The 16102-nt window shown below is 32.4% G+C and carries 14 protein-coding genes and 1 pseudogene; 9 read left to right on the top strand and 6 right to left on the bottom strand.

Annotated features, from left to right (window positions below; genetic code table 11):
* The 5 genes from B4E59_RS08280 to B4E59_RS08260 all read left to right on the top strand — a co-directional run.
* A partial coding sequence (locus B4E59_RS08280; protein WP_291047434.1) for an AraC family ligand binding domain-containing protein occupies positions 1 to 543 on the top strand: 543 nt, incomplete at its 5' end.
* Between the two features lie 23 nt (positions 544 to 566).
* Entirely contained in the window at positions 567 to 782 is a 216-nt protein-coding gene (locus B4E59_RS08275) for a helix-turn-helix domain-containing protein (protein ID WP_286496083.1), read from the top strand.
* A 321-nt stretch (positions 783 to 1103) separates the two neighbouring features.
* Positions 1104 to 3152, top strand: a complete 2049-nt coding sequence (locus B4E59_RS08270; RefSeq protein WP_291052433.1) for a TonB-dependent receptor plug domain-containing protein — start codon at positions 1104 to 1106, stop codon at positions 3150 to 3152.
* A 10-nt stretch (positions 3153 to 3162) separates the two neighbouring features.
* Positions 3163 to 4557 (top strand): HmuY family protein, encoded by a 1395-nt coding sequence (locus tag B4E59_RS08265; protein ID WP_291047437.1) that lies wholly within the window; start codon positions 3163 to 3165, stop codon positions 4555 to 4557.
* Positions 4558 to 4680: 123 nt separating this feature from the next.
* Positions 4681 to 5928, top strand: a complete 1248-nt coding sequence (locus B4E59_RS08260) for a T9SS type A sorting domain-containing protein (protein ID WP_286496081.1) — start codon at positions 4681 to 4683, stop codon at positions 5926 to 5928.
* Positions 5929 to 6485: 557 nt separating this feature from the next.
* Here the strand turns inward: B4E59_RS08260 and B4E59_RS08255 are convergent.
* From B4E59_RS08255 to B4E59_RS08230, 6 genes and pseudogenes are all read right to left on the bottom strand, one after another.
* The gene (locus tag B4E59_RS08255; RefSeq protein WP_291052436.1) at positions 6486 to 7523 is read right to left on the bottom strand and encodes a hemin-degrading factor; all 1038 of its coding nucleotides are present in this window, start codon (positions 7521 to 7523) and stop codon (positions 6486 to 6488) included.
* 81 nt (positions 7524 to 7604) lie between these two features.
* A pseudogene (locus B4E59_RS08250) lies at positions 7605 to 8309 on the bottom strand (heme ABC transporter ATP-binding protein); the annotation flags it as partial.
* Positions 8309 to 9340 carry a FecCD family ABC transporter permease gene (locus B4E59_RS08245; protein WP_219034428.1) on the bottom strand — a complete coding sequence of 344 codons (1032 nt, stop codon included), beginning with the start codon at positions 9338 to 9340 and terminating at the stop codon, positions 8309 to 8311. The pseudogene B4E59_RS08250 and the gene B4E59_RS08245, both read right to left, overlap by 1 nt.
* A gap of 16 nt (positions 9341 to 9356) precedes the next feature.
* Positions 9357 to 10226 carry a heme/hemin ABC transporter substrate-binding protein gene (locus tag B4E59_RS08240; RefSeq protein ID WP_219034429.1) on the bottom strand — a complete coding sequence of 290 codons (870 nt, stop codon included), beginning with the start codon at positions 10224 to 10226 and terminating at the stop codon, positions 9357 to 9359.
* Positions 10227 to 10493: 267 nt separating this feature from the next.
* Positions 10494 to 11054 (bottom strand): DUF4256 domain-containing protein, encoded by a 561-nt coding sequence (locus tag B4E59_RS08235; RefSeq protein WP_219034430.1) that lies wholly within the window; start codon positions 11052 to 11054, stop codon positions 10494 to 10496.
* Positions 11055 to 11681 (bottom strand): hypothetical protein, encoded by a 627-nt coding sequence (locus B4E59_RS08230; protein WP_219034431.1) that lies wholly within the window; start codon positions 11679 to 11681, stop codon positions 11055 to 11057.
* A gap of 215 nt (positions 11682 to 11896) precedes the next feature.
* On the opposite strand from B4E59_RS08230, the gene B4E59_RS08225 reads away from it, so the two are divergent.
* The 4 genes from B4E59_RS08225 to B4E59_RS08210 are packed head-to-tail and all read left to right on the top strand — an operon-like array spanning position 11897 to position 16016.
* Positions 11897 to 12469, top strand: coding sequence for a helix-turn-helix domain-containing protein (locus B4E59_RS08225; protein ID WP_180906139.1), 573 nt, complete (start codon positions 11897 to 11899; stop codon positions 12467 to 12469).
* Positions 12470 to 12479: 10 nt separating this feature from the next.
* On the top strand, positions 12480 to 13304 hold the full coding sequence (locus B4E59_RS08220) for a DUF3347 domain-containing protein (RefSeq protein ID WP_286496079.1): 825 nt from the start codon (positions 12480 to 12482) through the stop codon (positions 13302 to 13304).
* Between the two features lie 21 nt (positions 13305 to 13325).
* Complete coding sequence (locus tag B4E59_RS08215) at positions 13326 to 13754, top strand: hypothetical protein (protein ID WP_371875732.1); 429 nt, start codon at positions 13326 to 13328, stop codon at positions 13752 to 13754.
* A gap of 12 nt (positions 13755 to 13766) precedes the next feature.
* Positions 13767 to 16016 (top strand): multicopper oxidase domain-containing protein, encoded by a 2250-nt coding sequence (locus tag B4E59_RS08210; RefSeq protein ID WP_286496078.1) that lies wholly within the window; start codon positions 13767 to 13769, stop codon positions 16014 to 16016.
* The last annotated feature ends 86 nt before the right edge of the window (positions 16017 to 16102 follow it).

Genomic DNA, 16102 nt, shown 5'->3' with positions numbered 1-16102 from the left:
CGAAGTCATGAAGTACGACAACAAATTATTGGAGAATATTCGGATCATATGACAACCAATACATACGTTTGGTACGAGAAAAATCGTAAAAATGCAGATGAGGTTCATTCGCATGACTATTTCCAATTGAATTATGTTGAAGAAGGTTACCAATATTTTTATATCGAACAAAAGATTTATTTAGTTCCTCAAAATCAAGTGATTTGGATTCCTGCAAATAAGCTACATCGTACAACTTCCGAGGCGAAAACGGTCAATCCAATGTTGATTTTATTTAAAGAAGTTTTTAAGGAAGATTTTTACAACGATATCCATGTTTTTGTTGCACCGCCGATTCTAAAGGAAATGATGTTATACGCTTCAAAATGGAATAAATTTTTGGTTGAAGAGGAGGAGCAAAAGATTTTCTTAAATTCGATGTTGTATAGTTTGCCTCATTTTTGCGATGAAAACCATAATCTAGAATTGCCAGTTCTTGTTGATAGACGTTTAATTCCTGTAAGTGAATATATTCATTCTCATTATACACAAATTTTAATCTAAATGAATTAGCAGATAAAGCGAATATGTCTGCTCGAAATTTGCAACGAATTTTCAAACAAGAAACAGGAATTACACTTCAAAAATATATGCAACTTGTCCGAATTCTAAGAAGTATTGAATTAATAGATACCAATAATTTTACATTGAGCGAAATCGCTTATAAAGTCGGTTACAAAAGTTTGTCTGCTTTTACAGCGTCTTATTTTGCTGTTACGAAAACAAAACCTAAACGAAAATAATTCGTTTTAATTTCGTTCAATTTTTACTTTCCTTAATTTAATTCTTTAACAATTAAATTGATTAATAATGTTTTAACATCTCATTCTTTTATCAGAATTAGAAGACGAAGCTCGATTTTTATCACTATTCAATAAATTAATTTAGAATAAATAAAAATAAATTAAAAAATTCGTTTACATTTGTCTTATTAATTATTAGACTAATTCTAAATAATAAAATTAAGGACAAAGAAGAGGCGCTTTTTTCTACTAAGCTTACTTACAACACTAATTCTACAGGCTCAAGAAATTAATTCGTTTCCAAAAGATTCGACGATTAATTTGGAACAAACCGTGATTTCTGGGCAATATAATGCGCAATCGGTCAAGAAATCTATTTACGAAGTAAAAGTGATTTCGCAAGAAATGATCGAGAGACAAGCAGGAAACACATTGGCAGATGTTTTAAATCAAACATTGAATATGAATATTATTCCGAGTTCTTCTACAGGAAAATCGACGGTGCAAATGTTTGGTTTGGATGCACAATATTTCAAAATTTTGGTGGACAATATTCCATTAGTTAACGACGAAGGTTTAGGGAATAATACCGATTTAACGCAGATTAACTTAGATGATATTCAACAAATAGAAATCGTAGAAGGTGCGATGGGAGTGGAATATGGAGCAAATTCTATTGCGGGAGTAATCAATATTATTACTAAAAAAGGAGGGAAGAATAAATTTGATATTTCTGCGACTTTGCAAGAGGAAACAATTGGAGATGAATACAATTGGAAAAATAAAGGAAGACATATACAATCCTTGAAAATCGGGCATAAATTTTCAGACAAAATCTACGCTAATTTAAGTTTTTCACGTAATGATTTTCAAGGATTTTTTGATGATAAAAAAGGAAAGAATTATCCTAATAATGACGGATTGAGAGGATACGAATGGTTGCCAAAAGAACAAAATGCAGCAAAGGCATTTGTTCAATATAAAAAAGACAATTATCGTTTGTTTTATAAATTCGAATATTTCAACGAAGAAACTAAGTATTACGATCCCAATCCAACTCTTGCACCGAATGCGCCAACTGCGACGGTAGATTATTTTGGAAAAGATAGAGTGTACACAACAGATCGTATTTACAATCACTTAAATGCTTCAGGACGATTTAGAAAAGCAATTAATTATGATGTTTCGTTTTCGTATCAAGAACAAAAAAGAAAATTGAAATCGTATAATTATGAAATTCTTGAAGGTGTTGAACATGATGTAAACAAATTCGAATATGAAAGTCGAAAAGTGTATTATTCGAAAGGGATGTTCAGCAATTTTATCAATAAAAATGATTATTTCGATTTTCAATTTGGTTATGAAATCGATCAAACAAAAGGTTTTGCTTCAACTTCGGCAGGAGAATTTTTCCAAAAACCTATAGAAAGAAAATTAGGAACGTATGATTTTTTTGCTTCTTCTGAAATTAATCTAAATGATAAACTTTCGTTTCGTCCAGGCGCTCGCGTGATGTTTTCGGAGCAATTTGATAAGCAGTATGTGATGAGTTTGAGTGCGAAATATCTATTTGGAAAACAATGGGAATTGCGCGCGATTGTTGGTACTTCACCACGTTTGCCAAATTATGAGGAAATGTATTCGTATTTCGTAGACGTCAATCATAATGTGCAAGGAAACGAAAATCTGAATCCAGAAAAAGGAGTTTCTGCTTTTGTTCACTTAAAAAAGAATTGGTATATCGGAGAAAATAATTCATTAGAGCAAAAAGTATCGTTGTGGAAAATTAATCTGAAAGATAAGATTGATTTGATTGTTGTCGAAGAATCTCCATTGAAATATCAATATCGTAATATTGATAATTACGATGTACAAGGTATTACGTATTTGAATCAATTCAAAGTCCATCAATTTTCGGGAGGAGTTGGTTTTACGTTGACAGGCATCAAGCAAGATATTGATGAAGCAGTTGCTGTAAATTCAGTTAAAAATAAATATTTCTATTCAACGCAAATCAATGCAAATGTTTCGTACACTTTGCCAAAAACCAATACAATTTTCTCACTTTTCTATAAATACAATGGAGCTCAAGAGCAATTTGTCTTGAAAAATAATCCGTCAAATACAAGTGAACAAATTTTAGTAAAAGGTAAACAAGAAGCTTTTAACTGGATAGATGCGTCAATAAGACAAAGTTTTTGGAACAAAAAACTTAGTTTAACAATTGGTGCAAGAAATCTTTTTGATGTAAAGTATTTGAACAGTTCATCTGGAAATGATGGTGCGCATAGCCAAGGTTCTACAAGTATTTTGTATGGATATGGACGTTCGTATTTTGCTAAACTTACCTTCAATTTAGGAATTAATTAATCAAAAAATCATGAAAAAAATATTTATATATATCCTATTGTTTAGTCTTTCTTTTTTGTGGTCATGTAATGATGAAAACAATCCAATTGGACAAGATTTTGTTGTTGCTTTTAAGGATGCAAGCATCGATTTTAGTAAGATTGATAATGAGAAAACAATAAATCTAATTTATTCTAAAGTTGCAGAACAAGATGGACAAATTCATATTAAAATAACCGAAGATAAAGCTACTTATAATGTTGATTATTCAACTTCTGTTGCAGTTACAAATCAAGAAATTATTATACCAATCAAAAAAGGTGAAACGTCAACAAGTTTTACGTTTAAGAATTTGATTTATCCATTTGATCGTTCTGATAAAACGATTCAGTTTGAAATTACAAAAATTGATTATCCATCAGCGATTATTCAAGGATATTCGTCAACAAAAATCTCTTTCGAAAATTCGATTGGAGGAACAATGGATGTGGAAATTGGCGGACCAAATGAGCAATATCAAGTTTATGTAGACTTAAGTAAAGGAACGCAAACAAAGGTAAAAAGAGATTCTTGGGATTTAGGGTTTTATAATGGAACAAATTTCCGCGTGATGTTAAATACTTCTATTTATATGGCGGTAAAAGCGTTGGACGAAACCGATTTGTCGAAAGTAACAAAAGCATCGGTTGGGAAATTAATCAACGAAGTTGCGGTAGGTACATTTACAGATTCGAACAAAGAATATGTTGACGATCCTGCTGGAGATATTTTGAAAACAGCGATTGGGGAAATTAAAGAGTCGGATAATCCAGTTTATTTACTGAATTTGGGTTACGAAGTGGGAACTTCAACGCCTGCGGTTGGTTCGGCAGCTGTTGCTGGAAATTCGCGCGGTTGGAAAAAAGTGAAATTCATCAAAAAAGACGAGCAATATGTGATGCAATATGCAGATTTGGATGATACGACTTACAAAGAAAAAGTAATTGCAAAAACGACAACGTACAATTTTGTTCACTTCAGTTTTACGACGAATGATCTTGTAAATGTTGAACCTTCAAAATTAGAATGGGATTTAAACTTTACAGTTTTTACTAATCTTATTACAGGAAATGGTTCGTATGGATATTTGGATTATGTGGTCAATAATTTGAAAGCGGGTGCAAAAGCCTATCGTGTAGATGTAACCAATGAAATTACCTACGAAAAATTTAATGAAACGATGATTGATGAAACAAAATTTTTAGACGATCAGCGTGCAATTGGTGATTCTTGGCGACAAGTTACTGCACCTCAAAAATTATTTTCGGATCGATTTTATATCATCAAAGATGCAGAAAATAATTATTACAAAATTAAAATGTTAGCTTTTCTGAATGCTTCTGGTGTGAGAGGTTATCCAAAATTTGAATATAAACTTATCAAATAAATTTATCATAAACATACTCATTATTAGTGGTTAGAATGCGTCAATCCGAGTCATACGGGTCAGAGTGTAATCTCTCGGATTGACTGTTCTAATTCTGATTAACAATTAAAAAATTATTATATCATGAAAAACAAATTTACACTTTTAGCATCAATCATTCTAACATCTGTTGTAATAAATGCTCAAACCATAAAAGGCGAAGTTACTATGGGTGCTGGTTATACAAATGATGTTTATTACGGATTGGCAGACCAATCGACGAATTCTGTAAATAGAAACGATTGGGAGATATCATTTTATCGAAAATCGAATATGTCTACAGGAATTAGAGTAAACGATGGCGCAGGGATAGAAGTTTACGAAGCGTCGAATGATGTCTCAAAATGGAATAGTATTGATGTTGCTAATTTATCTACGTGGACAGCTTTGTACAATTCGGACACAGATTGGCAAAAAGGCGCTTTCAATAATGGTTCTGCGACATATGGTTGGGGTAATTATAGTATTGCAAATCATTACGTAAATGGTTCAATCATTTTTGTATTGAAATATGCAACAGGAGAATATGTGAAATTGAAAATAGATAATTTTGCAGCTCCTTTAGGCGAATATAATTTTACGTATTCTAAATTGACAAATGGAACTTGGTCGGCTGATACAAAAGTAAATCTTGCGCATAAAACCAATCCAACAAATTTGTTCAATTATTATAGTTTATTGACTGATAAAGCAGTTACACCAGAGCCAGACCAAAGTAAATGGGATTTGAAATTTACAAAATATGTTACACCACTTACAACGAATGAGGGTGATGTTGTGATGTATACGGTAACGGGAGTTTTGCAAAGTGATTTGATCAAAGTGGCGAAAACAGAATCTGGAAATCCTACTGATGATATGGCTTATGTAGCAGATATTAATGCAGTTGGATATAATTGGAAAACCTTATCGGGTTGGTCTTATGTAGTGAATCCTACGAATCATTTTATCAAAAATACATCTACAAATCAGATTTATAAATTGGTTTTCAAAACGTTTGAAGGATCTTCTACAGGAAAAATAACATTCGATTACGAAAATGTAACAGCTAATTTAGGAACAACAGAATTAGCCAAAACGAAGTTTGATATTTATACCGCTTCTCAACCGAAAACAATTGGTTTGGTGTACAATTCGCAAGAAGCGAAATCGTCTCCATTAAATATTCAAATTTATGCGATAAATGGACAATTGGTGCATCAGGAAAGCTATCAACCAACTTCATCATTTACAAATAAAACAATACAATTAAGTAAACTTTCGGCTGGAATTTACATCGTAAAAATACAATCTGCCGATAAAGTTGAAACGAAAAAAATAGTTTTGAAATAAAGTTTTGAGTACTTTATTTGTCTCTTTGTGTGAGGTCGTCTGGAAAGACGACCTTTTTTATTAGAGTTGGATGTATATAACTTCGTAGGCATTCTTCCAAAGTAAGTCTGTTTATCCTTACCCGAGTCCTCGGTTTATTACAAACATAGTTGTTTTACTTTACCTGAGTCCTCGGTTTATTATAAACATAGTTGTTTTACCTTACCTGAGTCCTCGGTTTATTATAAACATAGTTGTTTTACTTTACCTGAGTCCTCGGTTTATTATAAACATAGTTGTTTTACCTTACCTGAGTCCTCGGTTTATTATAAACACAGTTGTTTTATCTTACCCGAGTCCTTGGTTTATTATAAACAAGTCTGTTTTTAATTGTTTGTACATTGATAATTATAAAATCAACCTTTACTTTTTACTTTGTGGATATCTTATGATAGATACGCTACTATTTATACAAAGCATATCTATATAGAAAAAGGAAAATAATAAAAAACCCGATTAACATTTTCTATTAATCGGGTAAAATTTAGTGTGAAATATAAGATTTGGTTAGATTCTTCTTAATTCAATTCAGCAACAATTTCGCGCCATTGCTCCAATTCAGGAATACCTGGTTTTCTTTTCCCAAAGAATTGAACAATAATTTCTCCTTTATCGTTAAATACCTCAATCGCTGTTACGATACCGTCTTCAGTAGGTTTTCTAACAATCCAAGTCGAGGCAATTTTTGACATATCCAAGTGCATATTAAAATCTGGATCCAAAATATTGAACCAGTTTTCGTGCCACATCGTACGTTTAATTTCACCTGTATGAATCTGAATATTTCCTTTGTTTCCTGTGAAAACCATGATTGGTGTTTGCAATTCGGCAGATTTTTCTAAGAATTGAACAATTGCTTCATTTGAAATTTGTTTTGCATGATAATCTGTTGGAGCCAAACGCAATGCTTGTGTACGTGTAACGCCGAATTTGCGCAACATCATAAAGAAATTATGCGTGTCTTTCAACTCAACCCAAGCTTGTTGAAAACCTTCAACATCAATTTCGTTATCAGGCTTTTCTGTAACTTTATTTTCGATGATTTCTGTTGTAGGAATTGTTTGTTGGTCTTCGTTTTTGTATTTCTCAACCAATGCATCAAACGCTTCTACATTACTTTGCGGAACTAAATATATTTTGTGAATTGCTTCGCCATCTTTTCCGAAAAATTGTAAACTTTTGCGTTCTCCATGTTCAGATTTCTCTACAACTGCAAAAGTGGTTTTCCAGTGATTCAAGAAAATTCGCATATCAATATCTTCCCCAACAAAAAGTTGTGCGTGAGGTGAAGAAAAATCAGGATTTAGGTAAATACCTTTGCGTTCGTGTACACATTCGTTGTTGCGCGTCAAAGCCATCACTTTTCCAAGTGATTCTATTTCTTGTAAAATCGCAGCAAATTCAGGTTTTAATTTTGTGACATTATCGCCTAATTGTGTTGCTAAAAGTTCCATTTCGCTAACGCTAAGTTCTTTCGCTGCGTTACGTATTCTAATTTTAGGTTGATTTGCTTTCAAATCTTTCCATTGTTGTTTTAAATCTGTAAGTGTGTTCATTGTAATTGTTTTTTTACCGAATAAAATAAGTGGTTTTTGGTCGATTGGATTTTTACAAATGGTACAAGGAAATCTATAAATTTTGGAAATGATTTCTGGTTGGAAAACCTTTTCTGGACTATCTTGATAAACAATTTTTCCTTTGTTCATTAAGATCACTTCATCAGCAAACTGAGAAGCCAAATTAAGGTCGTGCATCACCAAAATTACTAGGTTTCCTTTTTGTTTAAAATCATTTAGAATTTCTAACAAATTAAATTGATGAGAAATGTCCAAATTATTCAAAGGTTCGTCTAATAATAGTAGTTTTTGATTGACTTCATTTTCCAATTGCACAAAAACGCGCGCCAAATGTACACGCTGTTTTTCGCCACCAGAAAGATGAATGTAATCCCTGTCTTTTAAATGATTGATATCGGTTTTGGTCATCCAATAATCAACTGAATTGATGTCTTGTTGTTGAGGTGAATTTTGGAAATATGGATAACGTCCCATCAATACAACTTCCTTCACTGTAAGCGGAATATCAGTTGGTTGATGTTGCGAAAACTTTGCTTTATGTTGCGGTAAATCTTCTTTTTTCCAATTTTTTAAGGCAATATCTTTTAGTCGAATTAGGTTAGCATTTGGTTCAATTTCATTTGCGATATAGCTTAGTAAAGATGACTTTCCTGCACCATTAGGTCCAACGATTGCAATCATTTTTCCTGCTTTTGCATCAAACGAAATCGTATCTAAAATCTTGAATGATTTGTGTTGATAATTAATATTTTCTACCGCTAACATTACAACGATTTTTTATAATTCATTAAAATTGAAATAAAAACTGGCGCGCCCATTAACGAAGTTAAAATACCGATTGGAATTTCGGATGGAGCAACCAATGTTCGACTGATTGTATCTGCAACAATGACTAAAATTGCACCTAAAAATGCAGATAAAGGAAGAATGATAACATAATTCGATTTGAAGATTAAACGTAAAATATACGGAACGATTAATCCTACAAATCCGATTGTTCCTGTAAAAGAAACAATTGTACCAACCAATAAAGCTGAAAAAACGATGATTTGTTTTTTTGTTTTCTCGACATTAATTCCCAAATGTTCAGCATCTTTTTCGCCCAACATCATCGCGTTTAATATTTTTCCTTTTCCAATTAAAAAGTAAAAACTGATGCTAATAACAATTCCTAAAATTAAGATTTTGTCCCAGTTAGCACTTGCAATGCTACCTAATGTCCAAAATGTTAGATTGCGTAATTCTTCTTCTGTAGATAGATATGTTAAAAGTCCTGTTGCAGAACCGCAAAGCGCAGAAATTGCAACACCAGCCAATAACAAAATGGTGATATTTGTTTTTTGATGATGCGAAGAAATTTTATACACAAAAACTGTGGAACACATAGCGCCGACAAATGCCATCAAACTAAGCAATGAGTAATGGATAATTTCTGGAACAAAATCTTTGATATATCCTCCCAAAACAATCGTAATTGCAGCAAATAAAATACTTCCTGATGTAATCCCAATCAAGTCTGGAGATGCCAATGGATTTTTGAAAATACCTTGTAGACAAGTTCCTGCAACTGCCAAACCAGCACCTACCAAAATAGACATAATAATACGTGGTAATCGTAAATCGAAAAGCACATAATAATCGCTGTCGTTGATAGCAGTTCTATTGGTAATCGCTTTATTGATGATGGATAGGATGGATTCGTTAAATTGATAAACACCCAAGAATAATGCAAGAATTGCAAGACCAAAGATGCTTAAACTTAACAAAGAAAGATGTATTCTGATTTGCGGATACATATTGTTTTAGACTTTTTTATTTTTGAAGTAATTGATTTAATTGCGCTGCTGCTTGCCCGACACGTGGTCCAAATCCAGAAACCAATTGACCATCCATCGCGATGATTTTTTTGTTTTTTCCTGCATTTGTAGAAGCTACACCTTCTAATTTTAATACGCCGTCAACGCCACCAATACTTTCTAAGCCTTTGTCAAACATCAAAATATAATCAGGATTTGATTTTACAACTGCTTCTGGTGTTAATGGTTTGAAATCTTCAAATTCTGTAATGGCATTTTGTCCACCAGCAATTCCAATAATTTTTTCCATTGGTGTGTTTGTTCCAGCAACCATCAAATTTCCTGCTCCACGAGCGTAAATGAACAATACTTTTGGTTTTGTAGCCAAAGGTTTTACAGCTTTTAAATCTGTATCAATTTTAGTAGTAATAGCATCAAAATCTTGTTTATTTAGAGAAGTTGCAACCGTTTTTACTAACTCTTTCGTTCCTTCAACTGAATAATCTTGTTTTACAATTTCAGTCTGAATTCCAGCATTTTTTAGTTGTGCAATTTGTTCTGGATTCAAGTCTTTATCCGTTGCATATACTTTTGTTGGTTTCAAAGCCAATAAAGCCTCGATTGACAAAGAACGAGTATGTCCCAAATCTGTCGCTTTTTCCTTTACAGAAGTAGGGTAAGTACTTGTTACATCAACACCAACAAGGTTATTTTCTTCTCCTAAATCAGCTAAAATTTCAGTAATCGCTCCATTTAAAGAAACAATTTTTTCTTTCGAAATAGTATTCTCTGTTTTTACTTCTTCAGTCGATTCATTTTTTGCTTCTTTATTCGTGCAGCTTGCTAATAGCGCTAAGATTGCAGTAGAAATAAATAGTTTTTTCATTATTATTTGTATTAAGTCTAAATTAAAATACAAATATTAGGAAAAAGATTTAGTTAGGCAATATTTATTTAGAATAATTTAAAATAAATATTGTGATTATAGATAACTGATTAATTGATAATGATTTTATTTGAAGGTTTGTTGCTAACAAAAAAAAGAATGTGATGTTGAAACGAGTTCAACATGGCGATGATTTGTTTTAAATAAATGAATATTTCCTCTCTTGAAAGGTGATAAGTGGAGCGTAAACAATAATTATTAAAGTACCTAAACTTTTAAAATTCCTCTAAAACAACGAGCTGCATAATAAGATTGTGCGCCGTTGTGATAAATAAAAACAGTTCCGTAACGATAATCGCCAAATATAGCACCGCCTAATTCTCTAATTTTTTCAGGTGTTTTTAACCAACTTGAGGTTTTTTGATCGACAATTTCTACAGCTTGCAAGAAACGATATTCTTCTTCGGTCAATAATTCAATTTTCATGCTTTTTGCAACATCTATCGCATTATTTTTTGGTTGATGTTCTTTGCGAGACGTCTGTCCTTCGTAATCATACGCCAAACTTCTACGCTCTTTCGGACTTTCTGCCGAACAATCTACAATATAATACTCGTCTGTTTTATCCTCATAAAAAATAACATCAGGTTCACCACCAGTGATTTCCATTTGATGCAAAGACCAAATTTTTTCAGGTTGATTAATGATTTTCTCTTCAATTTTTAGCCAATCCAAATCTTGATGTCTGTGCATATTTTTCTCAAAACGCTCTTTCAAAATTTGAATGCAGTTATTTTGTTCTGACGGAGTTAGTTCTTTTTGAGGCATTTATTTATTTTTTGATTTTTCTTGTAATATTTGAATGGCACCACTAGCCGAATTAAGAGATAATTGAACGTAAATATTATCTCCTTTCGCACTTCTAATGGCATAAACTCTTACAGGTTCGTTCCAATAATCAATAGAACCTTCTTCGCCTAAAGTTTTATCATTATTGTTAAGATAGTCAGTTTGTTCATTTGTCAACTTTCCATTAAAAATTAAAACACCACCAAGTTTTTTTATATTATCATCAAAGTTTTGAGTAATTTCTTCAACAGACCAATCTTTTGTATCATTATCTTTTTTGCTTAAAAATGCTTTAAAAGTTTTACCAGTTAATTTGACAAAATCATTTTTCTTACCAATAGGGAAATAGATTTCACCAGTTTCATTTTCTAATGGAGAGTTAGTAAATTTCACATTTTCAGGAATTCCAATATGTGGAAATTCTCCAAATTCACTGAAGTTTACATTAGAAACTGGAATGTTTTCTATATTAAATGAATCAGAATTATGATCTGTTTCATTTTTGACTTGTTTATTCGTATTTGTAATTTCTTCTTTTTTTGAACATGAAAAAATAGAACATAAACTTATTGTAAGAATAAATGTTAGAGTTTTGGTAGCTTTCATTTTAAGTGATTTTATTATTATCAAATATATTCAAAAAACAGATGATTTTGGTAATTCATTTATCAAGAATAGGTTAATGAAAAATGATTAATCTGAAAATTATATATATCATCTTCCAAATTGTATAATCTTTTGAAATGAAGTTGTACGAAATTTGTAACATAAGATTTTGTAAATTTAAGTGGATTAAATCGCTCAATTTCGAAGAATATATTATGGAAAATACAAGTAAATTATTTATAAAAAATATGGTTTGTCATCGCTGTAAAGTAGTGGTTGGACGAATTTTGAAGATGAATAACATCGAAACAAATCATATCGAATTGGGAGAAGTTGAATTGAAAAATCCGATTGATGCTGATCAATTAGAATTGGTTCGAAATGAATTGGAAGAAGTTGGTTTTGAATTAATCGATGATAAACGCAGTAAGTTGATTGAACAAATCAAAACATTGATTATTCAATTGGTTCATCAAGAAAATAACGAACTGAAAGTCAATTTATCTGATTATTTGAGCGAACAAACGAAGTTAGATTATAAATATATTTCGAATCTTTTTTCGGAAATGGAAGGGCAAACAATTGAGAAATATTTTATTCAACAAAAGATAGAAAAAGTCAAAGAATTAATGATTTATGATGAATTATCGTTGAGTGAAATAGCATTTCAATTGAATTATTCGAGTGTAGCACATCTTAGTGCACAATTCAAAAAAGTAACTGGTTTAACGCCTTCTGTTTTTAAACAATTGAGCAAACATACGCGTCGACCAATTGATAAAATCTAAATTAAAAATCATGAAAAAGTATAGTTTTTTAATCATCGGAAGTTTTCTTGCTTTTGCTGCAAATGCACAATTTAAAAATCAAGAAACCAAACAATTTCAAGTGAAAGGAAGTTGTGCAAATGCAAAAGAATTAATTGAAAAAGCAGGAAATCAACCTCGAATTTCGAAAGTAGATTTTGACACAACGACTCAAACAGCTTCGATTTCATATAATAAAGCAAAAACAAATTCGAACGAAATCTTGAAAAATATTGCGCTAGCAGGTTTTGATAACTCAGAGTATATGGCGCCTGATGAAGCTTATGCAAAATTGGAAAAAGATTGTCAATATTCTCGGGATAAAAAAATGTTGATGAACCATCAAGAAATGGATCATTCTACTCATAATCAAACTGAAGCTTCTCAACAAAAAAATCAATTGTCACAAGTTTTTGATACTTACTTTTCGTTGAAAGATGCTTTTGTAAAAGCAAATGAAAGTGAAATTTCGAAACAAATTACAGCATTTACTAAATCAATTTCTACTGTAGAAATGGGTAAACTTTCGCATGAATTGCATATGGTTTGGATGGAAGTTTTGAATGATTTAGAAACAACTTCGAAGCAATTATCGCAAGAAAAAAATATTGAAAAACAACGTACAACTTTTGCAAAATTATCAGCGCGAATGTACAAATTAGCTCAAAAAACAAATCTTGGATATACAGTTTATTATCAAAATTGTCCAATGTTTAACGGCGGTTCGAATTGGTTGAGTAAAGAATCAGATATTAAAAATCCTTTCTACGGAAATATGATGTTGACATGCGGAAGCACAGTTGAAACATTGAAATAATAATTAAAAAATAGAATGAAAATGAAGAATTTAAAGATAGTTTTAGGTGTTTCAATATTAAGTGTTTTTGCATTAATATCTTGTCAAAATAAAACAGAAGAACCAACAGTTACTGTTCATGAAGAACAGATGTCAGATATGATGCAACCTTCGCAAACAACGGCTTACAATGTTGGAGATAAGGTTCCGAATAAGCAAGTTTGTATGGTGAACAATGCATATATGGGCAAAGATCAGTTCGAAGTTCCTTATGATGGAAAAACCTATTATGGATGTTGTAAGATGTGTGTAGAAAGAATTCCGAATGATGAAACTGCGCGTAAAGCAAAAGATCCTTTTACAGGAAAAGAGATTGATAAAGCAAATGCGTATATCGTTTTGAAAGATCAGCAAGGAAATGTTGATTATTTCGAAAACGAGGAGAATTATAAGAAGTTTAGTCAGTTATAATAAATCATTCACATGAGGAAATTACTTTTTTTACTTTTAGTTCCTTCGACGATTGCTTTACAGGCTCAAAAACGTGTAGAATATGATTTATATGTACGTGATACTATTGTTAATTTTTCTGGAAAAGAGAAAAGAGCAATCTCAGTAAATGGTCAAATTCCGATGCCTACTTTAGAGTTTACGGAAGGCGATACAGCGGTAATTCGAGTACATAATAAATTGAATGAAGATACTTCGTTGCATTGGCACGGCGTGTGGTTGCCGAATAAGGAAGATGGAGTTCCGATGTTGACGCAGATGGGAATCAAACCTGGTGAAACGTACACGTATTCATTTCCGATTATTCAGAACGGAACGCATTGGTACCACAGTCATTCGGGGTATCAAGAACAAATCGGGATGTACGGTTCGATGATTTTGAAGAAACGCGAAAACGATCCAACTTTCCGAAAAGGAATTGATGATTTACCTACAATTCCTGTGATGTTGAGCGAATGGACTGATTTGAAACCTGAAAATATTCAGCGAATGTTGCACAATGCAAACGATTGGGCGGGAATCAAAAAAGGTTCTACGCAAAGTTATGCTGAAGCAATTCGTGAAGGTCATTTCAAAACAAAAATTACCAGCGAATGGAAACGTATGCTGGCAATGGATGTAAGCGATGTTTATTACGAAAAATTCTTGATAAATGCGCAGAATGAAAGTCAACTGAAACAATTCAAAGCTGGTGATAAAGTACGTTTACGAATTTCGAACGGTGGTGCATCCACTTATTTTTGGTTGCGTTATGCAGGTGGCAAAATTACGGTTGTAGCAAATGATGGAAATGACGTAGAACCTTTAGAGGTTGATCGTTTGATTATTGGCGTTTCCGAAACCTATGATGTGGTGGTGACGGTTCCTGAAGGTGGTTTGTCGTATGAATTTCAGGCAACTTCTGAGGATAGAACGGGTTCGGCTTCGTTGTTCATTGGTGAAGGAAAGAAACAATTGATGGAACCACTTCAGAAATTGAAGTATTTTGAAGGAATGAAGATGATGAACGACATGATGAATATGAACGGAACAATGAACGATATGGGAATGAAAATGAGCTTACAGCAAATGGACATGAACACTGTGATGTATCCTGAAATTTCTGGCGAAGCGAAAAAGAAATCTAAAAAATCAAAGAAAGATTCTGTTGAAAATCATTCAGAAATGGTTGAAATGGATCATTCTTCGCATGGAAATACATCCTCAAACATTACCACTTTAAATTATGGAATGCTGAAAGCGCCTGAAAACACAACACTTCCGAAAGATGCTCCAATAAAAGAAATGCGTTTCGAATTAACAGGAAATATGAATCGTTATGTGTGGAGTATGGATAACAAAGTGTTTTCGGAATCGGATAAAATTCTAGTGAAAAAAGGTGAAATTCTGCGTATTACCTTGTACAACAACTCGATGATGCGTCACCCGATGCATTTACATGGTTTCGATTTTCGTGTCATTAATAAAAATGGTGAATATTCTCCGTTGAAAAACGTGTTGGATATTATGCCAATGGAAACAAATGTCATCGAATTTGAGGCAAATACAGAAGGTGATTGGTTTTTCCATTGTCATATTTTGTATCACATGATGGGCGGAATGAACCGTGTTTTTGAGGTTGGAGATTATCAAAATCCTAATTTACCAAATAAAAAACATGCCTATAAAATGTTGCAAATGGAAAGTAACATGAAGCATGTTATGGTAGAAAATGATTTCGCTACAAATGGTTTAGATGGTATGTTGATGGTGCAAGATGCACGTTGGGCTTTTACTTCGGAGTGGGGAATTGGTTACAAACCAGAACACGGTTATGAAGTAGAAACACATTTGGGACGTTTTATTGATCGAAATCAATGGTTTCAAGTTTTTGTAGGTTTTGATTGGAATCAACACAAAATGTTAACAGACCACGGAATTGTAGAAAAGAATATTTTTGGTCAAAAAACAGATAGAAACAAAGGATTATTCAGTGCTGGTTTTGTGTATAAATTACCAATGTTAATTGATTTTCAGACCGAAATTTATCATACAGGAAAAGTTCGTTTGCAACTGATGAGAGAGGATATTCCAATTTCAAAACGAGTTCGCGCTGGTTTTATGTGGAATACAGATAAAGAATATATGGGCGAGTTGAGCTATATCTTGAACAGAAATATGCACATCAGAACTCATTACGATAGCGATATGGGATTCGGTGTAGGATTGAGGTTAGTTTATTAGAAATATAAATAGTATAAAACATAAAAAGCTTCGAGAATTTTCTTGAAGCTTTTTGTTTTTAGATGATTGTCCCGTCCTGAAATAGC

Origin of the sequence: Empedobacter sp. UBA2044, from assembly GCF_002333005.1 — a bacterium.
Taxonomy (GTDB): Bacteria; Bacteroidota; Bacteroidia; order Flavobacteriales; family Weeksellaceae; genus Empedobacter; species Empedobacter falsenii_B.
The sequence above is the reverse complement of the archived record's forward strand: the minus strand, read 5'-3'. Positions and strand labels throughout refer to the sequence as shown.